Here is a 17,558-nt window from a genome sequence, read left to right as displayed (position 1 = left end):
TAATCGCATAAATCGTTTCCATTCATTAAACAATTGCACGGTTTAGGCAAGCTCACCGCCAGTCACCACAACTCATCAACCCAAGGGATTCAAGCTGTTCCGGGCCGTCGTAGCGGGTTGCATCGGGATGCCAGAAATCGACGCCCGCGATCAGGCTCTCGTGGTAGCGGGTGTAGAGCGCCGCGTTCTCGAAGTGCTGGCGGCGGTGCAGCTCTTCGGCCGACCGCGCCGCGACGTCCGGCAGGAACTTGCTGTGGATCAGCACGCCAGTAGGCCGCCCGGGTTCGAACACGCGGTTGAGCCGCAGCGGAAGCGCCTGGTGGGTCGAGGTGACATAGGCATAGCCGCGCCGCCACTTGACCAGCGGGGTCTTGTTCAGGGTCGGGGCGCGGTCGGGCTGGTCTGCGAAAAAGACCCTGTCGCGCGGGCCGCCCTGTATCCACAGGTTGTCGAAGACCGGATGGCGCCGCGCACGATAGCCGTCCGCGTCGAACCAGGGCAGATGGTCGCGCGGATCATCGCCGGCGGCGAAATGCCCGACATTCACAGGACCTTTCGGGAAAAGGTCGAGCATCAGCGCACCGAAGGCCACCCGCCCGGTCGCGTCGAGATGGGCGGTCAGCTGCCCGAGGTCACGCCCCCCCGGCAAGACCAGTAGCTCGTCGGCATCCAGCGTCAGGCACCACTTGCCATGGCCGAAACGAAACTGCAGGCAGGTGAGCCAATCGACACCGAAGCGGGCTTGCTTGTAACTGCCCGCCGCATGCCAGAATGAGACGTCGGGCTGCCCGCGCAGAAAATCCGCCGTGCCATCTTCACTGTCGTTGTCGACGATCAGGAAGTGATCCACTCCCAGTGCGCGGTGGTGGTCGAGGAACTGCGGCAGGCGCGCCCGTTCATTGCGCAGCGTCGCAAAGGCCAGAGTCGGCGCGGCCTTGATGCGCTCGGGGTGGACCCGACACCGCGCCAACTCGTGCCGGCGGCGCAGCGCCCGCAGCAGGAGGCGCCGTCGCTTCCAGCGCATCCGGTAGGCGTAGACCGGGGATCTAGGCGCTACGCGCGGCGCCGCCGCGTCCATCTCCGCGAAGATGGACACGACGGGCTACTGCGCCGCCCGGCGCGTCGACATCAGGTCGTGCAGGTAGTTACTGAATTCGGCGCCCAGGTCCTCGCGAGCGAGGCCGAAAGCGACTGTCGCCTGCAGGAACCCGGCCTTGGAGCCGCAATCGAAACGCTCGCCGCGGAACTGGTAGCCGAAGACCTCGCGCTCTTCGTCGATCTCGGCGGCGATGGCGTCGGTCAACTGGATCTCTCCGCCCGAACCGGTCTTGATCCGGCTGAGATTGCGCATGATATCCGGCGTCAGGATGTAGCGACCGATCACTGCCAGGTTCGACGGGGCATCCTGCGGATTGGGTTTCTCGACCATTCCACTTACTGGAAAGGATGACCCCATTTCACCATGTCCGTCCAGAACGCCATAAGAAGAGGTCTTGTCGCGCTGCACCTCCATCGCGGCGACCATGCAACCGCCGGTCTCGGCATGCGCCTCGACCATCTGTTGCAGGCAAGGCGTCTGACCTGCGATGACGTCGTCAGGCAGAATGACCGCGAAGGGCTCGTTCCCGATCAGCCGTCGCGCGCACCAGACGGCATGGCCCAGGCCCAGCGCCTTGTGCTGTCGGATATAGGCGATCGCCCCGCTGTCCATGTTGGTGCTCTTGAGGGTCTCGAGAAGGTCGTCCTTCCCGGCCTTGCGCAGGGTGTTTTCCAGATCCGGCGAATGGTCGAAGTAGTCCTCGAGCGCCGACTTGCCGCGCGACGTGACGAAAATGAACTCCTTGATCCCTGCCGCCCTTGCCTCGTCGATGGCGTACTGGATCAGCGGACGATCAACCAGCGTCATAATTTCTTTTGGAACCGACTTGGTCGCGGGCAGAAACCGGGTCCCCTTGCCCGCAACGGGAAAAATGGCTTTTGTCACTCGCTTTTTCATCATTCGTTACCTCTGAATTTCGGCGCTGGGCCAATGCCACCGCGCGCCCTTCTCGAATATCGGTTTAAAAGCGTCACCCTTTGCTGTCTCAAGGAAAAACCTCTGGCATGCGCTCAGGGATGGTTCATTTCTCTCAGCATTGCCTCCATCTTGGGCAGGTCCTCGGGATTGTTCAACTCCCAGAAAAGACGCCCCTGCGATGCGACTTCGACGCAAAGCATCGGCACGTCGCGTTCGAGGAATCTCAATTGCTCAAGGCCCTCGAGGTGTTCCAGAACACCCACGGGCCATTGGGCATAAGCAAGCAAGGCCGAGGGCCTGTAGGCGTAGACACCGACATGATGAAAGACGGGCGTTTCTGCGTCCTCGGCACAGCGGCCCTGGGCAAAAGGGATCACCTCCTTCGAGAAATATAGCGCCCGTTGACTGGCCCCGAATACTGCCGTGGTGCCGCCCACGCGCCCGGCGCGGCGGTCATCGAGAAGGGCATTGAGCGCCCGGCCATCGCAGCGCAGCACCGGGGTGGCGACCTCGGCCGACGGGTGATCGGCCAGCGCGGCGACGAGGTCCTCGATGAACCAGGCCGGGGTAAGCGGCGCATCGCCCTGAAGGTTGACGACGATGTCGTGGCCGCCACCCAGCGCATCCAGGGCTGCGGCGCAACGTTCGGTGCCGTTGCGGCAGGTCTCCGGGGTCATGACCACCTCGGCGCCGAACGCCTGCGCTGCATCGCGAATACGCGTGTCATCCGTGGCGACGACCACGCGGTCGACGCCCGATACATCGGCCGCGGCCTCCCACGAGCGCCGGATCAGGGTCTTGGCATCGCCGGTCGCGCCGGTCAGCGCCACCAGCGGCTTGCCCGGATAGCGGGTTGAGGCGTAGCGTGCCGGGATGACCACCAGAACGGACATCAGGCCGGTTTCAGCCCGACCCCCGGGGCATGGGCAATGAAGAAGGGGTTGGCAAAGCCCGACTTGCCATAGCGCAGCGGCTGGTGATCGTCGAAACGCACGACAGCCCCGCCCGCCCCGATCAGGACCGCGTGACCGGCCGCGGTGTCCCATTCCATGGTGCGGCCAACGCGCGGGTAGAGATCGGCCTCGCCGGTGGCGACAAGGCAGAACTTGAGCGACGACCCCGCGCTCGTGCTGTCCTTGATGGCGTATCGGGAGATGTAGTCCTCGGTCGCCTGGTCGCGATGCGACTTTGAGGCGACGACCATGAGCGCATCGTTGTCCGGCGTGCCGACCCGAACCGGACGGGTCGCGCCGGGCGCGGCCTTGTCGAAGGGGCCGGCCTCCTCGACCGACCGGCCGTCGGGCTCGGTGTAGAACAACCGCCCCTTGGCTGGGGCATAGACCACCCCGCGCACCGGGTTGCCCTCCTGCACATAGGCGATATTCACTGTGAAATCGCCGCGCCGGTGAATGAATTCCTTGGTCCCGTCCAGGGGATCGACGATCAGGAAGGTCGCGGCCGACAGATCGTGCGACGCCGTTTGTTCCTCGGTGACGAGGGCGACATCGGGAAAGGCCGCGCGCAGCCCGGCGGCGATATGCGCATCGGCGGCCTCGTCCGCGGCGGTCACGGGGCTGTCGTCGACCTTGCTGCGCACCTCGACGTCGGGGGCGTCATAGATTTCCATGATGAGGTCGCCCGCCTCGAGGGCAAGGCGGCGCATGACAATTGTTAGGGTCTCGAAATCCAAGGGCCTGCTCCTTGTTCACCAGCCGAGGCGCCGCGTGTTGATCGTTGTTCCTCGTGGTCCTATGCTATCGTCATAAACAATGGCAAGATTTTCGCGCGATCCGGGCGCGACGGCGACGCAGGCAGGTCACGATGTTCGAAACAAACAGGGCACAGTCACGCTCTCGCGGCGCGCTGGAGATGCTGGAGCTGATCTATCACTCCATCGTCCGCGACATCCGCAAGGAGCACCGGCACGCGGTGGTCGGGCTGCTGATGAACATCATGCAGACCATGGTCTTTGCGCTGGCCTTTTATTTCATGTTCTCCGTGCTGGGCCTGAAGGGCACGGCAATCCGCGGTGACTTCATGCTCTACATCATGACAGGGATCTTCCTGTTCATGACCCATATCAAATCCATGGGCGCGGTGCTGCGGTCCGAGGGGCCCACCTCGGCCATGATGAAGCATGCGCCCATGAACACGATCGTCACGATCACGGCCTCGGCGCTCAGTGCACTCTACATTCAGGTTCTGTCCATGGCGGTGGTGCTTTATCTCTACCACGCGATCATGACGCCGATCACCATTTACGACCCGATCGGAGCCATGGGTATGGTGATCTTGGCATGGTTCTCGGGCTGCGCGGTCGGGATCGTCTTTCTCGGGCTCAAACCCTGGCTTCCCGGTTTCGTCACCATCGCCTCCTCCATCTACTCGAGGGCCAACATGATCGCCAGCGGCAAGATGTTCGTGGCCAATACGCTGCCCAGTTCGGTGCTGGCGCTGTTCGACTGGAACCCGTTGTTTCACGCCATCGATCAGGCCCGCGGCTTCACCTTCATCAACTACAACCCGTTGTTCACTTCGGTGTCCTATCCGCTGATGATCAGCATGATCCTGGTTCTGATCGGGTTGATGCTGGAATTCTACGCGCGAAGGAATGCCTCGGCCAGCCACGATGCGGCACGGTGACGCATGTGACGCTCAGGTCACCACGCGCAGGGTCAGGTTGATCCGGCCCGCGTCCCTGAGAAGGGCCGAACTGCCGTCCTTGACCCGGTCGATCCCGTGGAAGAGCAGGCGCGCGTCGCCCGCCATGCGCAGCACGTCGCCCGAGCGCAGCCAGACGCTTTCGGTTTTGCCGCCGCGGGTGGCGTTGCCGATCCGGAACAGCGCCTCGTCGCCCAGCGAGATCGACAGCACCGGCTCGCCGAAATCAGCCTCGTCCCTGTCCTGGTGCATGCCCATACGGGCGCCCGGCGGATAGTAATTCACCAGGCAGCATTCCGGCGCGCGGGCGCTGCCCGACAGCGCCTCCCAGGCGGCCAGGACCGAGGGTGGAATCGGCGGCCAGTCCATGCCGTCGGGATGGTGGGGCTCGTAGCGGTAGCCGGCCTTGTCGGTGACCCAGCCGAAGCGGCCGGCCGCGGTCATCCGAACGCTCATGGTCTTGCCCGAGGGCGTGACTGGCACGAACAGGGGCGCCCGCGCGGCCACCGCGCGAATCTCGGCCAGCATGGCCTGCTGTTCCGCGGGCGACAGCCAGGATTGCCAAAGCTCCACCCCGCGCAGGCACAGCGTCGGCGGTACACCCGGACCGGTTTCCCCGAATTTGCTCATTCCATTGCCTTTCCCCGGCTTGCAGCCCCCGGCACCCCTACCTATATACGCCGTGATCCGGACCGGGGATGACCCCGATCCAAAAGAATCCATGAGGCCGGGGTGCCAAAACGGGCCCGGGCCGCTCAAACCGCCTGTAGGAAGGGATTTGTAAAATGGCCAAAGTCATCGGAATTGACCTGGGGACCACCAACTCCTGCGTTGCCATCATGGATGGCAGCCAAGCCCGCGTCGTCGAGAACGCGGAAGGGGCGCGCACCACGCCCTCGATCGTTGCCTTCACGGACGACGAGCGCCTTGTCGGCCAGCCGGCCAAGCGCCAAGCCGTCACCAACCCCGAGAACACCATCTTCGGCGTCAAACGCCTTATCGGCCGGCGCCTGGACGACAGCGACCTGGCCAAGGACAACAAGAACATGCCGTTCAAGGTTGTCGACGGCGGCAACGGAGACGCCTGGGTCGAGGCCAAGGGCGACACCTACAGCCCCAGCCAGGTGTCCGCCTTCATCCTGCAGAAGATGAAGGAAACCGCCGAGAGCTACCTCGGCGAAGAGGTCGACCAGGCCGTCATCACCGTGCCCGCCTATTTCAACGACGCCCAGCGTCAGGCCACCAAGGACGCCGGCAAGATCGCGGGCCTCGAAGTGCTGCGCATCATCAACGAGCCCACCGCGGCCGCGCTGGCCTATGGCCTCGACAAGAAAGAGACCAAGACCATCGCCGTCTATGACCTCGGCGGCGGCACCTTCGACGTGACCATCCTGGAGATCGACGACGGCCTGTTCGAGGTGAAGTCCACCAACGGGGACACCTTCCTGGGCGGGGAAGACTTCGACATGCGGATCGTCAATTACCTGGCCGACGAGTTCAAGAAAGAGCACGGCGTCGACCTGACCAAGGACAAGATGGCCCTTCAGCGCCTCAAGGAGGCCGCCGAAAAGGCCAAGATCGAGCTGTCCAGCGCCTCGCAGACCGAGGTGAACCAGCCGTTCATCTCGATGGGGGCCGACGGCTCGCCGCTGCACATGGTCATGAAACTGACCCGCGCCAAGCTGGAAAGCCTCGTCAGCGACCTGGTCACATCCTCGATCAAGCCGTGCAAGGCCGCCCTCAAGGACGCCGGCATGTCCACAGACGACATCGACGAGGTCGTGCTGGTCGGCGGCCAGACCAGGATGCCCAAGGTCTTCGACGAGGTGACCAAGTTCTTCGGCAAGGAACCCCACAAGGGCGTCAACCCCGACGAGGTCGTGGCCATGGGCGCCGCCATCCAGGCCGGCGTGCTGCAGGGCGACGTCAAGGACGTTGTCCTTCTGGACGTCACGCCGCTGTCGCTGGGCATCGAGACGCTGGGCGGTGTCTTCACCCGCCTGATCGACCGCAACACCACGATCCCGACCAAGAAGAGCCAGGTCTTCTCGACCGCCGAGGACAACCAGAACGCAGTGACCATCCGAGTGTTCCAGGGCGAGCGCGAGATGGCGACCGACAACAAGCTGCTGGGTCAGTTCAACCTCGAGGACATTCCGCCGGCCCCGCGCGGCATGCCGCAGATCGAGGTGACCTTCGACATCGACGCGAACGGCGTGGTCAATGTCTCGGCCAAGGACAAGGGCACCGGCAAGGATCAGAAGATCACGATCCAGGCGTCGGGCGGCCTGTCCGAGGATGACATCGAACAGATGGTCAAGGACGCCGAGGAAAATGCCGAGGCCGACAAGAAGCGCAAGGATCTGGTCGAGGCCCGCAACCAGGCGGAGAGCCTGATCCATTCGACTGAAAAGTCGATGGAGGACCACGGCGACAAGGTCGATCCGACCACGATCGAGGCGATCGAACTGGCGATCTCCGCGCTCAAGGAGGACCTCGAGGGCGAGGATCCCGAAAAGATCCGCTCGGGCATCCAGAACGTGACCGAATCAGCCATGAAGCTGGGTGAGGCGATCTACAAGGCCCAAGCCGAGGAGGCCGGCGACGCCGACCCCGAGGCCCCCGAAGAGGGAACGGGCGGTGCCGACGAGGACATCGTGGATGCCGACTTCGAGGACCTCGACGACGACAACAAGCGCGCCTGAGGGAAATCACGCTCCGGGGCTGGTCCGCACATCGTGGCGGGCCGGCCTTTTGCGACCCATAGGGGGAAACGCGAATGTCCAAACGTGACTATTACGAGATTCTCGGGGTCTCCAAGAGCGCCAGCGCCGACGACATCAAGAAGGCCTACCGAAAGAAGGCCAAGGAACTGCACCCGGACCGGAACACCGACAACCCGGATGCCGAGCAGCAGTTCAAGGAAGCTGGCGAGGCCTACGAGGTCCTCAAGGACGCCGAGAAGAAGGCCGCCTACGACCGCTTCGGCCACGCCGCCTTCGAGGGCGGCATGGGCGGTGGCGGCGGGCGCCCCGGCGGCGGCTTCCAAGGCCAAGGCGATTTCGCCAGCGCCTTCTCGGATGTGTTCGACGATCTCTTCGGCGATTTCATGGGCGGCCGCGGTGGCGGCGGACGCTCGCGCGCGGCCCGCGGCAGCGACCTACGCTACAACATGCGCGTCTCGCTGGAAGACGCCTATACCGGCACGCAAACCACGATCACCGTGCCAACCTCGGTGCAATGCGACAGCTGCGACGGCTCGGGTGCCGAGGGTGGCAGCGAACCTGTGACTTGCCCGACCTGCTCGGGCATGGGCAAGGTGCGTGCGCAGCAGGGCTTTTTCACCGTCGAGCGGACCTGTCCCACCTGCAACGGCATGGGCCAGACCATCAAGAACCCTTGCAAGGTGTGCCACGGCGCGGGTCGCGTGGAAAAGGAGAAACAGCTCCACGTCAACGTGCCGCCCGGTGTCGAGACCGGCACCCGCATCCGGCACGCCGGCGAGGGCGAGGCCGGGATGCGTGGCGGGCCGGCGGGCGATCTTTATGTCTTCATCGACGTGATCGAGCACGACCTGTTCGAGCGCGACGGCAACCACCTGTTCTGCCGCGTGCCCGTCTCTATGACCACGGCCGCGCTTGGCGGCGACATCGAGGTGCCCACGATCGACGGCGGCCGCAGCCGCGTGAAGATCCCGGCGGGCAGCCAGTCGGGCCGGCAAATGCGCCTGCGATCCAAGGGCATGCCCAGCCTGCGCGGGGGCGGTGCCGGCGACATGTTCATCGAACTGTCCGTCGAGACCCCGGTCAATCTGACCGCGCGGCAAAAGGAACTGCTGCGCGAGTTCGAGAAGCAGGCCGAGGACAACAACCCGCAAAGCTCAAACTTCTTCAAGTCGGTGAAGAATTTCTGGGAAGCCATGAAGGGGTAACCGGGCGTTAACACTTCGGAAAGGGAATCGGCGCAAGTCTGGTGTCATGTCGGACCAGCGCGCCTTTTCCGAAGCCCCCCTGCCCGGCCTGCAGCCGGACCTTCTGCCCGGAAATGACGAGGTGCAGGCGCTCACGCCCGTGCCCCCCGGTATGGGCAGGCGGCCGCCCTCCTACTTGGCCGATCACCGCAAGCGCCTGCGTGAGCGGTTCCGCTCCGGTGGGGCGTCGGCCATGCCGGATTACGAGTTGCTGGAACTGGCCCTTTTTCGGGCCATCCCCCGACAGGATGTCAAGCCGCTCGCCCGGCGCCTGATCGAGACTTTCGGCGACGTGAACGGTGTGCTCTCGGCCCCTGTCGCGCGTCTCGAGGCCGTCGCCGGAGTCGGCCCCGCCGTGGCGACCGAGTTGAAGATCGTCGAGGCGCTGGCCCACCGCATGGCCCGCGCAAAGGTGCTGCAACGGCATGTCATCAGCAGTTGGGACGCTGTGCTGGACTACTGCCACACGGTCATGGCGCATCGCGATACCGAGCAGTTCCGCATCCTTTTCCTTGACCGCAAGAACATCCTCATTGCTGACGAGGCGCAGGGCCAGGGCACCGTCGATCACGTGCCCGTCTACCCGCGCGAGGTCGTCAAGCGCGCGCTGGAACTCAACGCCTCGGCCCTCATCCTCGTGCACAACCACCCTTCGGGCGACCCGACCCCCTCGGAGTCCGATATCGACATGACCCGCCAGATCCACGAGGCCGCGAGCGCCCTCGGCATTGCCCTGCACGATCACCTGGTGATCGGCCGGTCGCGCGAATTGAGCTTTCGCGCCGAGGGCCTGCTTTAGGGCTCAGCGCCGCGGCCGCACCCACATCTCGACGCGCCGGTTGGCGCGTTGCCCCATCGGCGTGTCGTCACAGGCCAGCGGCATGGCCTCTCCAAAGGCATCCGTGGCCAGTCCGACGTTGAAGGGCAGGTCCCCGCCCAGCGCCTGCATCAGGTCCTCCTTCACCGCCTCGGCCCTGGCCGCCGCAAGGTCCCTGTTGGCATCGGCCGGGCCGCGTCCGTCGCTGAAGCCGACCAGAAGGATGTCACGCCCGTGGTAACGTCCGTCACGGATTGCCTTGGCCAGAAGCATGATGTGCGACCGCGACGGCGCGCTCAGCCGGGTCGACCCGGGGGCAAAACGGAAGGTGTTGGAAATCCGGACATGACGATCCATCGTGGCAGCTAGCCGCTGCAGTTCGTCCAGCGGCACCTCGTCGCCCGCCATGCGGATCGCGTTGGCCAGGCGCCGGCCCTGCGCCTCCAGCCGGATGGGCACACCGGCCAGATCAACCAGCCCGGCGCGGCGGACGACCAGCTGTGCCGCCTCGCCGCGCAGCCAGTCGAGAAAACCGGCAATCGCCGGATGCGGGCGCCACGGCGGACGATAGAGATAAACTGGATAGGTGAGTGGATAATCCTCGGTCCGGATTGTGCGGGGCGTGGCCCGGGCCGTCAGCCCGCAGGGTCCCGACAGGGCAAGCCGCTTCCAAGGTCCACGACGCGCGGCGGGCACCAGGCCCACCGCATCGGGATCAGCCGAAAGGGCCGCTGCCAGCGCCTCGTCGTCCCGATGCCAGATGATATCGGTGTCAGAACGCGCCGCTTCGGGCAAGAGCCACGACACGTCCGGGCCAATCGTTTCCAGAAGGTGCAGTTTCATGGCCCCACCGCTTTCGGCCCCGGCCAGGGGCGCCCCTGACAGGCGCTGCACCAGCCGCCCGATCGGGATACTGTCACGCTGCTGGCCGGCAGCGACCACCGGGACCAGCGCATCCATGGCCAGCACCTGCCCCCGACGGGTGCTGGCCAGATCCCCCAGCCCTGCCGCGCGCGCCCGGTCCCGGTCACGCGCCGACAGGGGATGCGGGGACAGGAACAGGTCAAAGGGCTGCGCCGGGAAATCGTCGAGCACATCATCCACAGTCGCATCTCTTAGAGCGAGGTCCAGCCGCGTGCCGGTATCGCGGCGATAGGCCTCGAGCAGCGCCGGGACAAGCAGGTGCCCTGCCTTTCCCTGCACCGCGACGCGAAGTACGGGCCGGTCGGAGTCACCGGGGCAGTCGGCGCCGTCGCAGTGAAGCCCCTCCTGCCAGAGCGAGACCCGGCCCGCGTCCGTCTGAAGAGTCATCACATCGCCGTCATGCGAGAGAAGCTGACCTGTCACCGCGACACCACCGTCGGGAGAGCGCAAGGTGATCGGGTCAGGGATGGCCGGACTGGCCGCCAGACTGAAAAATGCGGCGTAAACCGCCGCATTCTTCAACCCCCCTTGAACCGTTTGCCGCCGTCGCCTGCTCATCGCGCGGCGAGTTTCAGGTCCTCGAACATGTTTTGCAAGTAGAGATAGTCGCCCACCGCCGCGCAGTCGGGCATCTGCAGGCTCAGGTCCAGTGCTTCGGTCGCCCCGTCGGGTCGCACCTGGATGCTCTGTGCTGCCAGCGAGGCATCACAGTTCGCGTCGGTGATCCGGACCTCGGCGACGAGCGCGATATCGCCCCGATCATGCTGGCCCGAGGGAAAGGTATAGACCTCGGCCATGTGCGGGGCGTCGCCCGCTTCGGGGTTTCCCAAACGCATCATGAACCCGCCCTCGCCGGACAGGGCCCGCTCTGCATTGCCAGTGTTCCGGCGATGGATGTGTCCCGCATCGCCGAAGTCCGCGCCGAATTCATAAGCGCTCAGCATCAAGTCGGGCGCCCCGCGCCACTGCAGGACCGCCCGGTCGAACCGATCGAAATCGGGCACGGCAACGGTGCCGGCCCCGCCTGCACCGTCGGGAAAGGCGGCCACGATGACCGCCGTCGGGGCCAAGGCGGGCATGTCGACCGCCGCCCTGCCCTGCGAATCGGTTATGGCGCTGACCTGAAGGCCCTGATGGTGCAGGACAAAGGGGGTTTCGGCATGGCAGGGAGCGGTGACCTGTACAGCGACGGTCGCGGCCTTTTCGGGCGTGCCCGCGACACTGACCTTGCAGGCGTCGCCACTTGGGCGGGCCTCGGTGGTCGCGGCACCGGGCTTTTGCGGGACCGTGTCAGTTTCGAGTGCAGCCAGGTGAACCGGGGCAGTCGCCGTTTCGGGCGCGCGGGTCGTGTTCGGAAGCGCCAGCGCCGCATCAAGCTCGGGCACGGTAGGTGCCGAGGCCGCAAGCGACGGGCCGGAGTGCGCTTCAGCGGGCAACGGACCCTGCGCGGCGACCTGCGCGATACCGGCGGCCCTGTCGACCGGCGCCCCGTCCGGCGCCTCCAGGCCGAACCTATTGGCCAAGGCATCGCCGTTTTGCATGACGAAACCGATACCCAATGCGACGCTGAACGTGCCGGCGGCCATGGCGATCTGTTTGACGCGGGACATCATCCCTCGGTCTCCTTCCGACGCTGTGGTCTGAAAGGAAACTGGCGCCCGGCGGTGGCCTCAGAATGACCCAACCGCGGAGTCTTGGCGTCGGAATTGGGGCAGTATTATGCCCGGGCTGTCAGGCCAGGCGCCCGTGGCAGTGCTTGAACTTCTTGCCCGATCCGCAGGGGCAGAGCTCATTGCGGCCGGGATTGCCCCAGGTCGCGGGATCACTCTCGTCGAAACCGTCGCGCGTAGCGGCCCCGGCCGCGGCGGCCGGCGCGCCGGCCCGGGCCGGGCCGGCGTTCTCGCGCGAGGCCGCGGCCTGAAGCTGCTTTTGCTGCTCTTGCAGCTGCGCCATCATCTGCTTCTGCTCGTCCTCGGTCATGGGCCGGATTTGCGACAGCTTCTGCGTGACATCGGTGCGCAGCCCGTCCAGAAGCCCCTCAAACAGCTGGAAGGATTCGGTCTTGTATTCGTTCAGCGGGTCGCGCTGAGCATAGCCGCGAAACCCGACGACGGACCGCAGATGCTCCAGCGTGACAAGATGTTCGCGCCACTTGGTGTCGATGGTCTGCAGCAGGATCTGCTTTTCGATGTTGCGCATCGCATCGTGGCCGAAGGCCTCGGCCTTCTCGGCCATGTGCTTGGCGGCCGCCTCTTCCAGACGCTCGCGGATCACGTCGTTGTCGGCGCCGTCTTCCTCGGCCCACTCCATGACCGGCACGTCGATGCCCAGCTTGGCAATGACATCGGCATAGAGGCCTTCCGTATCCCACTGGTCGGCGTAAGTCTTGGGCGGCATGTGCGTGTCGACCATGTCGTCGATCACCTGTTCGCGCATGTCGCGGACGATCTCCGACAGGTCCTGCGCTTCCATGATCTCGCGGCGCTGGCCGAAGATCACCTTGCGCTGGTCATTCATCACGTCGTCGAACTTGAGCAGTTGCTTGCGGATGTCGAAGTTGCGCCCTTCGACCTTGGCCTGCGCCCGCTCAAGCGACTTGTTCACCCAGGGGTGGACGATGGCCTCGCCCTCTTTCATGCCCAGCCCCGAGAGCATTTTGTCCAACCGGTCCGAGCCGAAGATGCGCATCAGGTCATCCTCGAGCGACAGGAAGAAGGCCGACCGGCCCGGGTCGCCCTGGCGGCCCGACCGGCCGCGCAGCTGGTTGTCGATGCGGCGGCTTTCGTGGCGTTCGGTGGCCAGGACGAAAAGGCCCCCCGCTTTCTTGACCGCCTCTTCGTCGGCCTGATGCTCGGCCTCGATCCGCTCGCGGATCGCCTCGGGGTCACCCTCCGGGTCGGCCTCGATGGCCTGCATGATCTGGAAATCGACGTTGCCGCCCAGCTTGATGTCGGTGCCGCGGCCGGCCATGTTCGTGGCGATGGTCACGGCGCCCAGCTTGCCCGCATCGGCGATGATCTGGGCCTCCTGCTCGTGCTGGCGGGCGTTGAGGACGTTGTGCGCCACACCCGCCTCGGTCAGCAATTGGCTGAGATATTCGGATTTCTCGATCGACGTCGTGCCCACGAGGATCGGCTGGCCCTTGGCGTTGGCCTCCTTGATGGTCTCGACGATGGCGTCGAACTTTTCCTTGGCCGTGCGATAGACCGCATCGTCATCATCGGCCCGGTCGATGGGCTTGTTCGTCGGCACCTCGACAACGCCAAGGCCGTAGATTTCCATGAACTCGTCGGCCTCGGTCAGGGCCGTGCCGGTCATGCCCGACAGCTTGTCGTAAAGCCGGAAATAGTTCTGGAACGTCACGCTCGCCATGGTGACGTTCTCGGGCTGGATCTCGCAGCCCTCCTTGGCCTCGATGGCCTGGTGCAGGCCCTCGGACAGGCGGCGCCCGTGCATCATGCGCCCGGTGAATTCGTCGATCAGCACGACCTGGCCATCGCGCACAATATAGTCCTTGTCGCGCGTGAACAGCTTGTGCGCCCGCAGGCCCTGGTTGACGTGGTGCACCACGGTGGTGCTTTCGGGATCGTAAAGCGACTGGCCCTCGGGCAGCAGCCCCGCGGCAAGCAGACGTTGTTCGAGGAACTCGTTGCCCTCGTCGGTGTAGGTCACGCCGCGGGTCTTCTCGTCAAGCTCGTAGTGGTCCTCGGTCAGCTCGGGGATGACCTTGTCGATGGCGACGTAAAGATCCGACCGGTCCTGCGCCGGACCCGAGATGATGAGCGGGGTGCGCGCTTCGTCTATCAGGATGCTGTCGACCTCGTCGACGATGGCGAAGTTGTGCCCGCGCTGCTTCATGTCCGACAGCTCGGACTTCATGTTGTCGCGCAGGTAGTCGAAGCCGAGCTCGTTGTTGGTGGCATAGGTGATGTCGCAGGCGTAGGCCTGTTGCTTCTCGTCCTCGTCCTGCTGGGGGTAGACTACCCCGCAGGTCAGGCCCAACGCACCGTAGACCTTGCCCATCCACTCGGAGTCGCGCCGGGCCAGGTAATCGTTGACGGTGACGATGTGCACGCCCTTGCCCGTCAGGGCGTTCAGATAGGCCGGGAAGGTCGCCACCAGCGTCTTGCCCTCGCCAGTTTTCATTTCCGAGATGTTGCCCTGGTGCAGGAATATCCCGCCCATCAGCTGCACGTCGAAGGCGCGCAGGCCCAGGGCACGTTTGCCCGCCTCGCGGCAATTGGCAAAGGCCTCGGGCAGGATGTCATCCAGGCTCTCGCCGTTCTTGGCGCGTTTGGCAAGGTCCTCGGTGCGGGCCTTCAGATCGTCATCGGTGAGCTTTTCGAATTCGGGTTCAAGCGCGTTGATCTTTTCGACGATCGGGCGTGTCGCCTTGATCTTGCGGTCGTTGGCGGTGCCGAAGACCTTCTTCGCGAGTGTTCCGAAACCGAGCATTTTGTCTCCGCGGCCAGATGCTGGCCCTGGTGGCATCAAAGTGTGAGGAGGTTGGTTGTGCCAGACAGGCACGCCGCCTAAGTTCGGGGCCAAGACCGGCCCCCCTCGGGACCTGAAGGCGATGTAAGGGGCCGCAATTCTAGTGTCAACGCCGCGCGCCGACGCGGCAGATAAAGGACGGACCCCCATGTACGATAGCCTCAAGATCGCGACCCTGCTGACCGGACTGGTACTGCCCGCGGGCATGGCGCTGGCCCAGGATCAGGGCACGACCTCGGGCGACGTCGCCGCCGACACCGTGGTCGCGACGGTCAACGGGACCGAAATCACCCTGGGCGAGATGATCATCACGCGCCAGCAGTTGCCCGAGCAATACCAGCAATTGCCGAACGAGACGCTGTTCTCGGGCATCCTCGATCAGCTGGTCCAGCAGCAGCTGCTGGCCGACGCGCTTGAGGACACGCCTGCCCGCATCGGGATCGCGCTGGCCAACGAGGAACGCGCCCTGCGCGCCGGCGAGGTGGTCCAGGACATCTACGCCGACGCGGTAACCGAAGAGGCGATCCAAGCCGCCTACGAGGCCCGCGTGGCCGACATGGACGAGAGCATGGAATGGAACGCGTCGCACATCCTCGTCGAGACCGAGGACGAGGCCGCCGAGATCAAGACGCTGGTCGAGGATGGCGCCGATTTCGCCGAAACCGCGCAGGAACGGTCCACGGGACCGTCCGGCAGCAGCGGCGGTGAACTGGGCTGGTTCGGGCCCGGCCAGATGGTCGCCCCCTTCGAAGAGGCCCTCACCGGCATGGAAACCGGCGATGTCTCGGACCCGGTGCAGACGCAGTTCGGCTGGCATATCGTCAAGCTCAACGACACCCGCATGCAGGAGGCTCCCAGCCTTGACGAGCTGCGCCAGGAGATCGTCGGCCAGTTGCAGCAGGAGGCCGTGCAGGCGCGCCTGGACGAATTGAGCGAGACCGCGCAGATCGACCGCAGCGTGCCCGATCAGGTCGACCCCTCGGTGCTGGGCAACACGGGCCTTCTCGAGGACTGATCCATGGCGAAATCCCCCCTGGCGCCCGCGCGCTTTCCCGACCTGCCGGTCATCGAGGGCGCGCGGTTCGCCAGCGCGGCCGCCGGTGTGCGCTACACCGACCGGCCGGACGTCATGCTGGCCGAGCTGGCCGAGGGGACGACGATCGCCGGGGTCTTTACCCGCAGCGCGACCCGCGCCGCGCCGGTGCTCGATTGCGAGGCCAAGATCGGCGGGGCGGACACGGGTCGCGCCGCGATCCTGGTGAATTCGGGCAATGCCAATGCCTTTACCGGGGCGGCCGGGGCGGCGGCCGTTGATGCGCTCTGCCAGGGCGTGGCCGAAACGCTGGACCTTGACCCGGCGCGCGTCTTTACCGCCTCGACAGGCGTGATCGGGGAGGTCCTGCCCCACGACCGCATCCTCGACAGTCTTTCCGGCCTCGCGGGCGCTCTTGCCCCCGGAGGGATGGACGGGGCGGCCCGCGCCATCATGACGACCGATACCTTTGCCAAGGGCGCCATGGCCGAGGTCGATATCGGCGGTCGGCCGGTGCGCATCGCCGGCATCGCCAAGGGATCGGGGATGGTGGCCCCGGACATGGGCACCATGCTGGTCTACATTTTCACCGATGCCCGCATCGGGCAGGACGATTTGCAGACCCTGCTGCGCACCCTGACCGACCAGACTTTCAACTGCATCACGGTGGACAGCGACACCTCGACCTCGGACACGCTGCTTTGTGCGGCCACAGGGGCTTCGGGCGTGGATGTCACCAACAGCGCCGGGTTCACCAAGGCCCTGCACGACGTGATGCTGGACCTTGCCCAGCAGGTGGTGCGCGACGGCGAGGGGGCCAGCACGTTCGTCGAGGTACAGGTCAGCGGCGCCGCCTCCGACGACGAGGCGAAACAGATCGGCCTGTCCATCGCCAACTCGCCACTGGTCAAGACGGCCATTGCCGGGAAGGACCCCAACTGGGGCCGCATCGTCATGGCCATCGGCAAGAGCGGCGCGCGCGCCGACCGCGACCGGATCACCATCCGTTTCGGCGATATCCTTGTGGCGGAAAAGGGCTGGGTCGCCGCGGGCTATACCGAAGAGGCGGGCGCGGCCTACATGCGCAACGACAAGATCGTGATCGCGGTGGACCTCGGGCTGGCCGGGGGCATGGCCACGGTCTGGACCTGTGACCTGACGCACGGTTACATCTCGATAAACGCGGATTACCGCTCGTGACGACGGTTCTGGTCAGTGCCGTGGCCCTTGTCGATATCGACGGGCGGGTGCTGCTGGCCCAGCGCCCCGACGGCAAATCCATGGCCGGGATGTGGGAATTTCCCGGCGGCAAGGTCGACCCCGGCGAAACCCCCGAGGCGGCCCTGATCCGCGAATTGCAAGAGGAACTGGGCATCGACACCTGGGCGTCGTGCCTGGCGCCGCTGACCTTCGCCAGCCACGCCTACGCCGATTTTCACCTGCTCATGCCGCTCTTTGCCTGTCGCAAGTGGGAGGGCACGCCGCAGGGCCGGGAAGGGCAGAGGTTGAAATGGGTGCGCACGACCGCGCTGCGCGACTACCCGATGCCGCCCGCCGACCTTCCGCTGATCCCGATCCTGCGCGACTGGCTCTGACCGGTCCGCAACGCAAAAGGGCGCCCGCGTGGGGCGCCCTTTTCATG

Annotated in this window: 15 protein-coding genes; 7 read left to right on the top strand and 8 right to left on the bottom strand. The window is 65.4% G+C overall.

The window, feature by feature from the left end:
- Positions 1-52 precede the first annotated feature (52 nt).
- From BU124_RS02050 to cysQ, 4 genes are all read right to left on the bottom strand, one after another.
- The gene (locus BU124_RS02050) at positions 53-1,096 is read right to left on the bottom strand and encodes a glycosyltransferase family 2 protein (protein ID WP_342743711.1); all 1,044 of its coding nucleotides are present in this window, start codon (positions 1,094-1,096) and stop codon (positions 53-55) included.
- A 6-nt stretch (positions 1,097-1,102) separates the two neighbouring features.
- On the bottom strand, positions 1,103-1,996 hold the full coding sequence (gene galU, locus BU124_RS02045; protein ID WP_084860936.1) for a UTP--glucose-1-phosphate uridylyltransferase GalU: 894 nt from the start codon (positions 1,994-1,996) through the stop codon (positions 1,103-1,105).
- Between the two features lie 113 nt (positions 1,997-2,109).
- The gene (locus BU124_RS02040; RefSeq protein ID WP_084860791.1) at positions 2,110-2,910 is read right to left on the bottom strand and encodes a 3-deoxy-manno-octulosonate cytidylyltransferase; all 801 of its coding nucleotides are present in this window, start codon (positions 2,908-2,910) and stop codon (positions 2,110-2,112) included.
- On the bottom strand, positions 2,910-3,707 hold the full coding sequence (gene cysQ, locus BU124_RS02035; protein WP_084860790.1) for a 3'(2'),5'-bisphosphate nucleotidase CysQ: 798 nt from the start codon (positions 3,705-3,707) through the stop codon (positions 2,910-2,912). The genes BU124_RS02040 and cysQ overlap by 1 nt, the downstream gene beginning before the upstream one ends.
- 131 nt (positions 3,708-3,838) lie before the next feature.
- Here cysQ and BU124_RS02030 point away from each other — a divergent pair, with 131 nt between their 5' ends.
- Positions 3,839-4,660, top strand: a complete 822-nt coding sequence (locus BU124_RS02030) for an ABC transporter permease (protein ID WP_084860789.1) — start codon at positions 3,839-3,841, stop codon at positions 4,658-4,660.
- A gap of 12 nt (positions 4,661-4,672) precedes the next feature.
- Here BU124_RS02030 and BU124_RS02025 read toward each other — a convergent pair whose 3' ends face one another.
- Positions 4,673-5,308: an alpha-ketoglutarate-dependent dioxygenase AlkB family protein gene (locus BU124_RS02025; RefSeq protein WP_084860788.1), complete on the bottom strand. Its 636-nt coding sequence runs from the start codon at positions 5,306-5,308 to the stop codon at positions 4,673-4,675.
- Positions 5,309-5,463: 155 nt separating this feature from the next.
- Here BU124_RS02025 and dnaK point away from each other — a divergent pair, with 155 nt between their 5' ends.
- From dnaK to radC, 3 genes are all read left to right on the top strand, one after another.
- Positions 5,464-7,383: a molecular chaperone DnaK gene (dnaK, locus tag BU124_RS02020; RefSeq protein WP_084860787.1), complete on the top strand. Its 1,920-nt coding sequence runs from the start codon at positions 5,464-5,466 to the stop codon at positions 7,381-7,383.
- 74 nt (positions 7,384-7,457) lie between these two features.
- Positions 7,458-8,609 (top strand): molecular chaperone DnaJ, encoded by a 1,152-nt coding sequence (dnaJ, locus tag BU124_RS02015; RefSeq protein ID WP_084860786.1) that lies wholly within the window; start codon positions 7,458-7,460, stop codon positions 8,607-8,609.
- A 46-nt stretch (positions 8,610-8,655) separates the two neighbouring features.
- Positions 8,656-9,447 (top strand): RadC family protein, encoded by a 792-nt coding sequence (gene radC, locus BU124_RS02010; protein ID WP_084860785.1) that lies wholly within the window; start codon positions 8,656-8,658, stop codon positions 9,445-9,447.
- 3 nt (positions 9,448-9,450) lie between these two features.
- Here the strand turns inward: radC and BU124_RS02005 are convergent, their stop codons facing one another.
- The 3 genes from BU124_RS02005 to secA form a co-directional block, all read right to left on the bottom strand.
- A complete protein-coding gene (locus BU124_RS02005) occupies positions 9,451-10,776 on the bottom strand; it encodes an OmpA family protein (RefSeq protein WP_143529857.1) in 1,326 nt (441 codons plus the stop codon).
- 167 nt (positions 10,777-10,943) lie between these two features.
- Complete coding sequence (locus BU124_RS02000) at positions 10,944-12,002, bottom strand: hypothetical protein (RefSeq protein ID WP_084860783.1); 1,059 nt, start codon at positions 12,000-12,002, stop codon at positions 10,944-10,946.
- 118 nt (positions 12,003-12,120) lie between these two features.
- The gene (gene secA / locus BU124_RS01995) at positions 12,121-14,844 is read right to left on the bottom strand and encodes a preprotein translocase subunit SecA (RefSeq protein WP_084860782.1); all 2,724 of its coding nucleotides are present in this window, start codon (positions 14,842-14,844) and stop codon (positions 12,121-12,123) included.
- Positions 14,845-15,031: 187 nt separating this feature from the next.
- On the opposite strand from secA, the gene BU124_RS01990 reads away from it, so the two are divergent.
- The 3 genes from BU124_RS01990 to mutT are packed head-to-tail and all read left to right on the top strand — an operon-like array spanning position 15,032 to position 17,511.
- Positions 15,032-15,898: a peptidylprolyl isomerase gene (locus BU124_RS01990; protein ID WP_084860781.1), complete on the top strand. Its 867-nt coding sequence runs from the start codon at positions 15,032-15,034 to the stop codon at positions 15,896-15,898.
- 3 nt (positions 15,899-15,901) lie between these two features.
- Positions 15,902-17,116, top strand: coding sequence for a bifunctional glutamate N-acetyltransferase/amino-acid acetyltransferase ArgJ (gene argJ / locus BU124_RS01985; RefSeq protein ID WP_084860780.1), 1,215 nt, complete (start codon positions 15,902-15,904; stop codon positions 17,114-17,116).
- Complete coding sequence (gene mutT, locus BU124_RS01980; RefSeq protein ID WP_084860779.1) at positions 17,113-17,511, top strand: 8-oxo-dGTP diphosphatase MutT; 399 nt, start codon at positions 17,113-17,115, stop codon at positions 17,509-17,511. Before argJ ends, mutT begins: the two co-directional genes overlap by 4 nt.
- Positions 17,512-17,558: the final 47 nt, after the last annotated feature.

The sequence above is a fragment of the Salibaculum halophilum genome, assembly GCF_002094885.1.
In the GTDB taxonomy this organism is placed as follows: domain Bacteria; phylum Pseudomonadota; class Alphaproteobacteria; order Rhodobacterales; family Rhodobacteraceae; genus Salibaculum; species Salibaculum halophilum.
The sequence above is the reverse complement of the archived record's forward strand: the minus strand, read 5'-3'. Positions and strand labels throughout refer to the sequence as shown.

Excerpts from the sequence above, each read along its gene's own strand:
- galU (WP_084860936.1), bottom strand. The coding sequence starts at position 1,996 with ATGAAAAAGCGAGTGACAAAAGCCATTTTTCCCGTTGCGGGCAAGGGG.
- BU124_RS02040 (WP_084860791.1), bottom strand. The coding sequence starts at position 2,910 with ATGTCCGTTCTGGTGGTCATCCCGGCACGCTACGCCTCAACCCGCTAT.
- BU124_RS02030 (WP_084860789.1), top strand. The coding sequence starts at position 3,839 with ATGTTCGAAACAAACAGGGCACAGTCACGCTCTCGCGGCGCGCTGGAG.
- BU124_RS02025 (WP_084860788.1), bottom strand. The coding sequence starts at position 5,308 with ATGAGCAAATTCGGGGAAACCGGTCCGGGTGTACCGCCGACGCTGTGC.
- dnaK (WP_084860787.1), top strand. The coding sequence starts at position 5,464 with ATGGCCAAAGTCATCGGAATTGACCTGGGGACCACCAACTCCTGCGTT.
- dnaJ (WP_084860786.1), top strand. The coding sequence starts at position 7,458 with ATGTCCAAACGTGACTATTACGAGATTCTCGGGGTCTCCAAGAGCGCC.
- radC (WP_084860785.1), top strand. The coding sequence starts at position 8,656 with ATGTCGGACCAGCGCGCCTTTTCCGAAGCCCCCCTGCCCGGCCTGCAG.
- BU124_RS02005 (WP_143529857.1), bottom strand. The coding sequence starts at position 10,776 with ATGACTCTTCAGACGGACGCGGGCCGGGTCTCGCTCTGGCAGGAGGGG.
- BU124_RS02000 (WP_084860783.1), bottom strand. The coding sequence starts at position 12,002 with ATGATGTCCCGCGTCAAACAGATCGCCATGGCCGCCGGCACGTTCAGC.
- secA (WP_084860782.1), bottom strand. The coding sequence starts at position 14,844 with ATGCTCGGTTTCGGAACACTCGCGAAGAAGGTCTTCGGCACCGCCAAC.
- BU124_RS01990 (WP_084860781.1), top strand. The coding sequence starts at position 15,032 with ATGTACGATAGCCTCAAGATCGCGACCCTGCTGACCGGACTGGTACTG.
- argJ (WP_084860780.1), top strand. The coding sequence starts at position 15,902 with ATGGCGAAATCCCCCCTGGCGCCCGCGCGCTTTCCCGACCTGCCGGTC.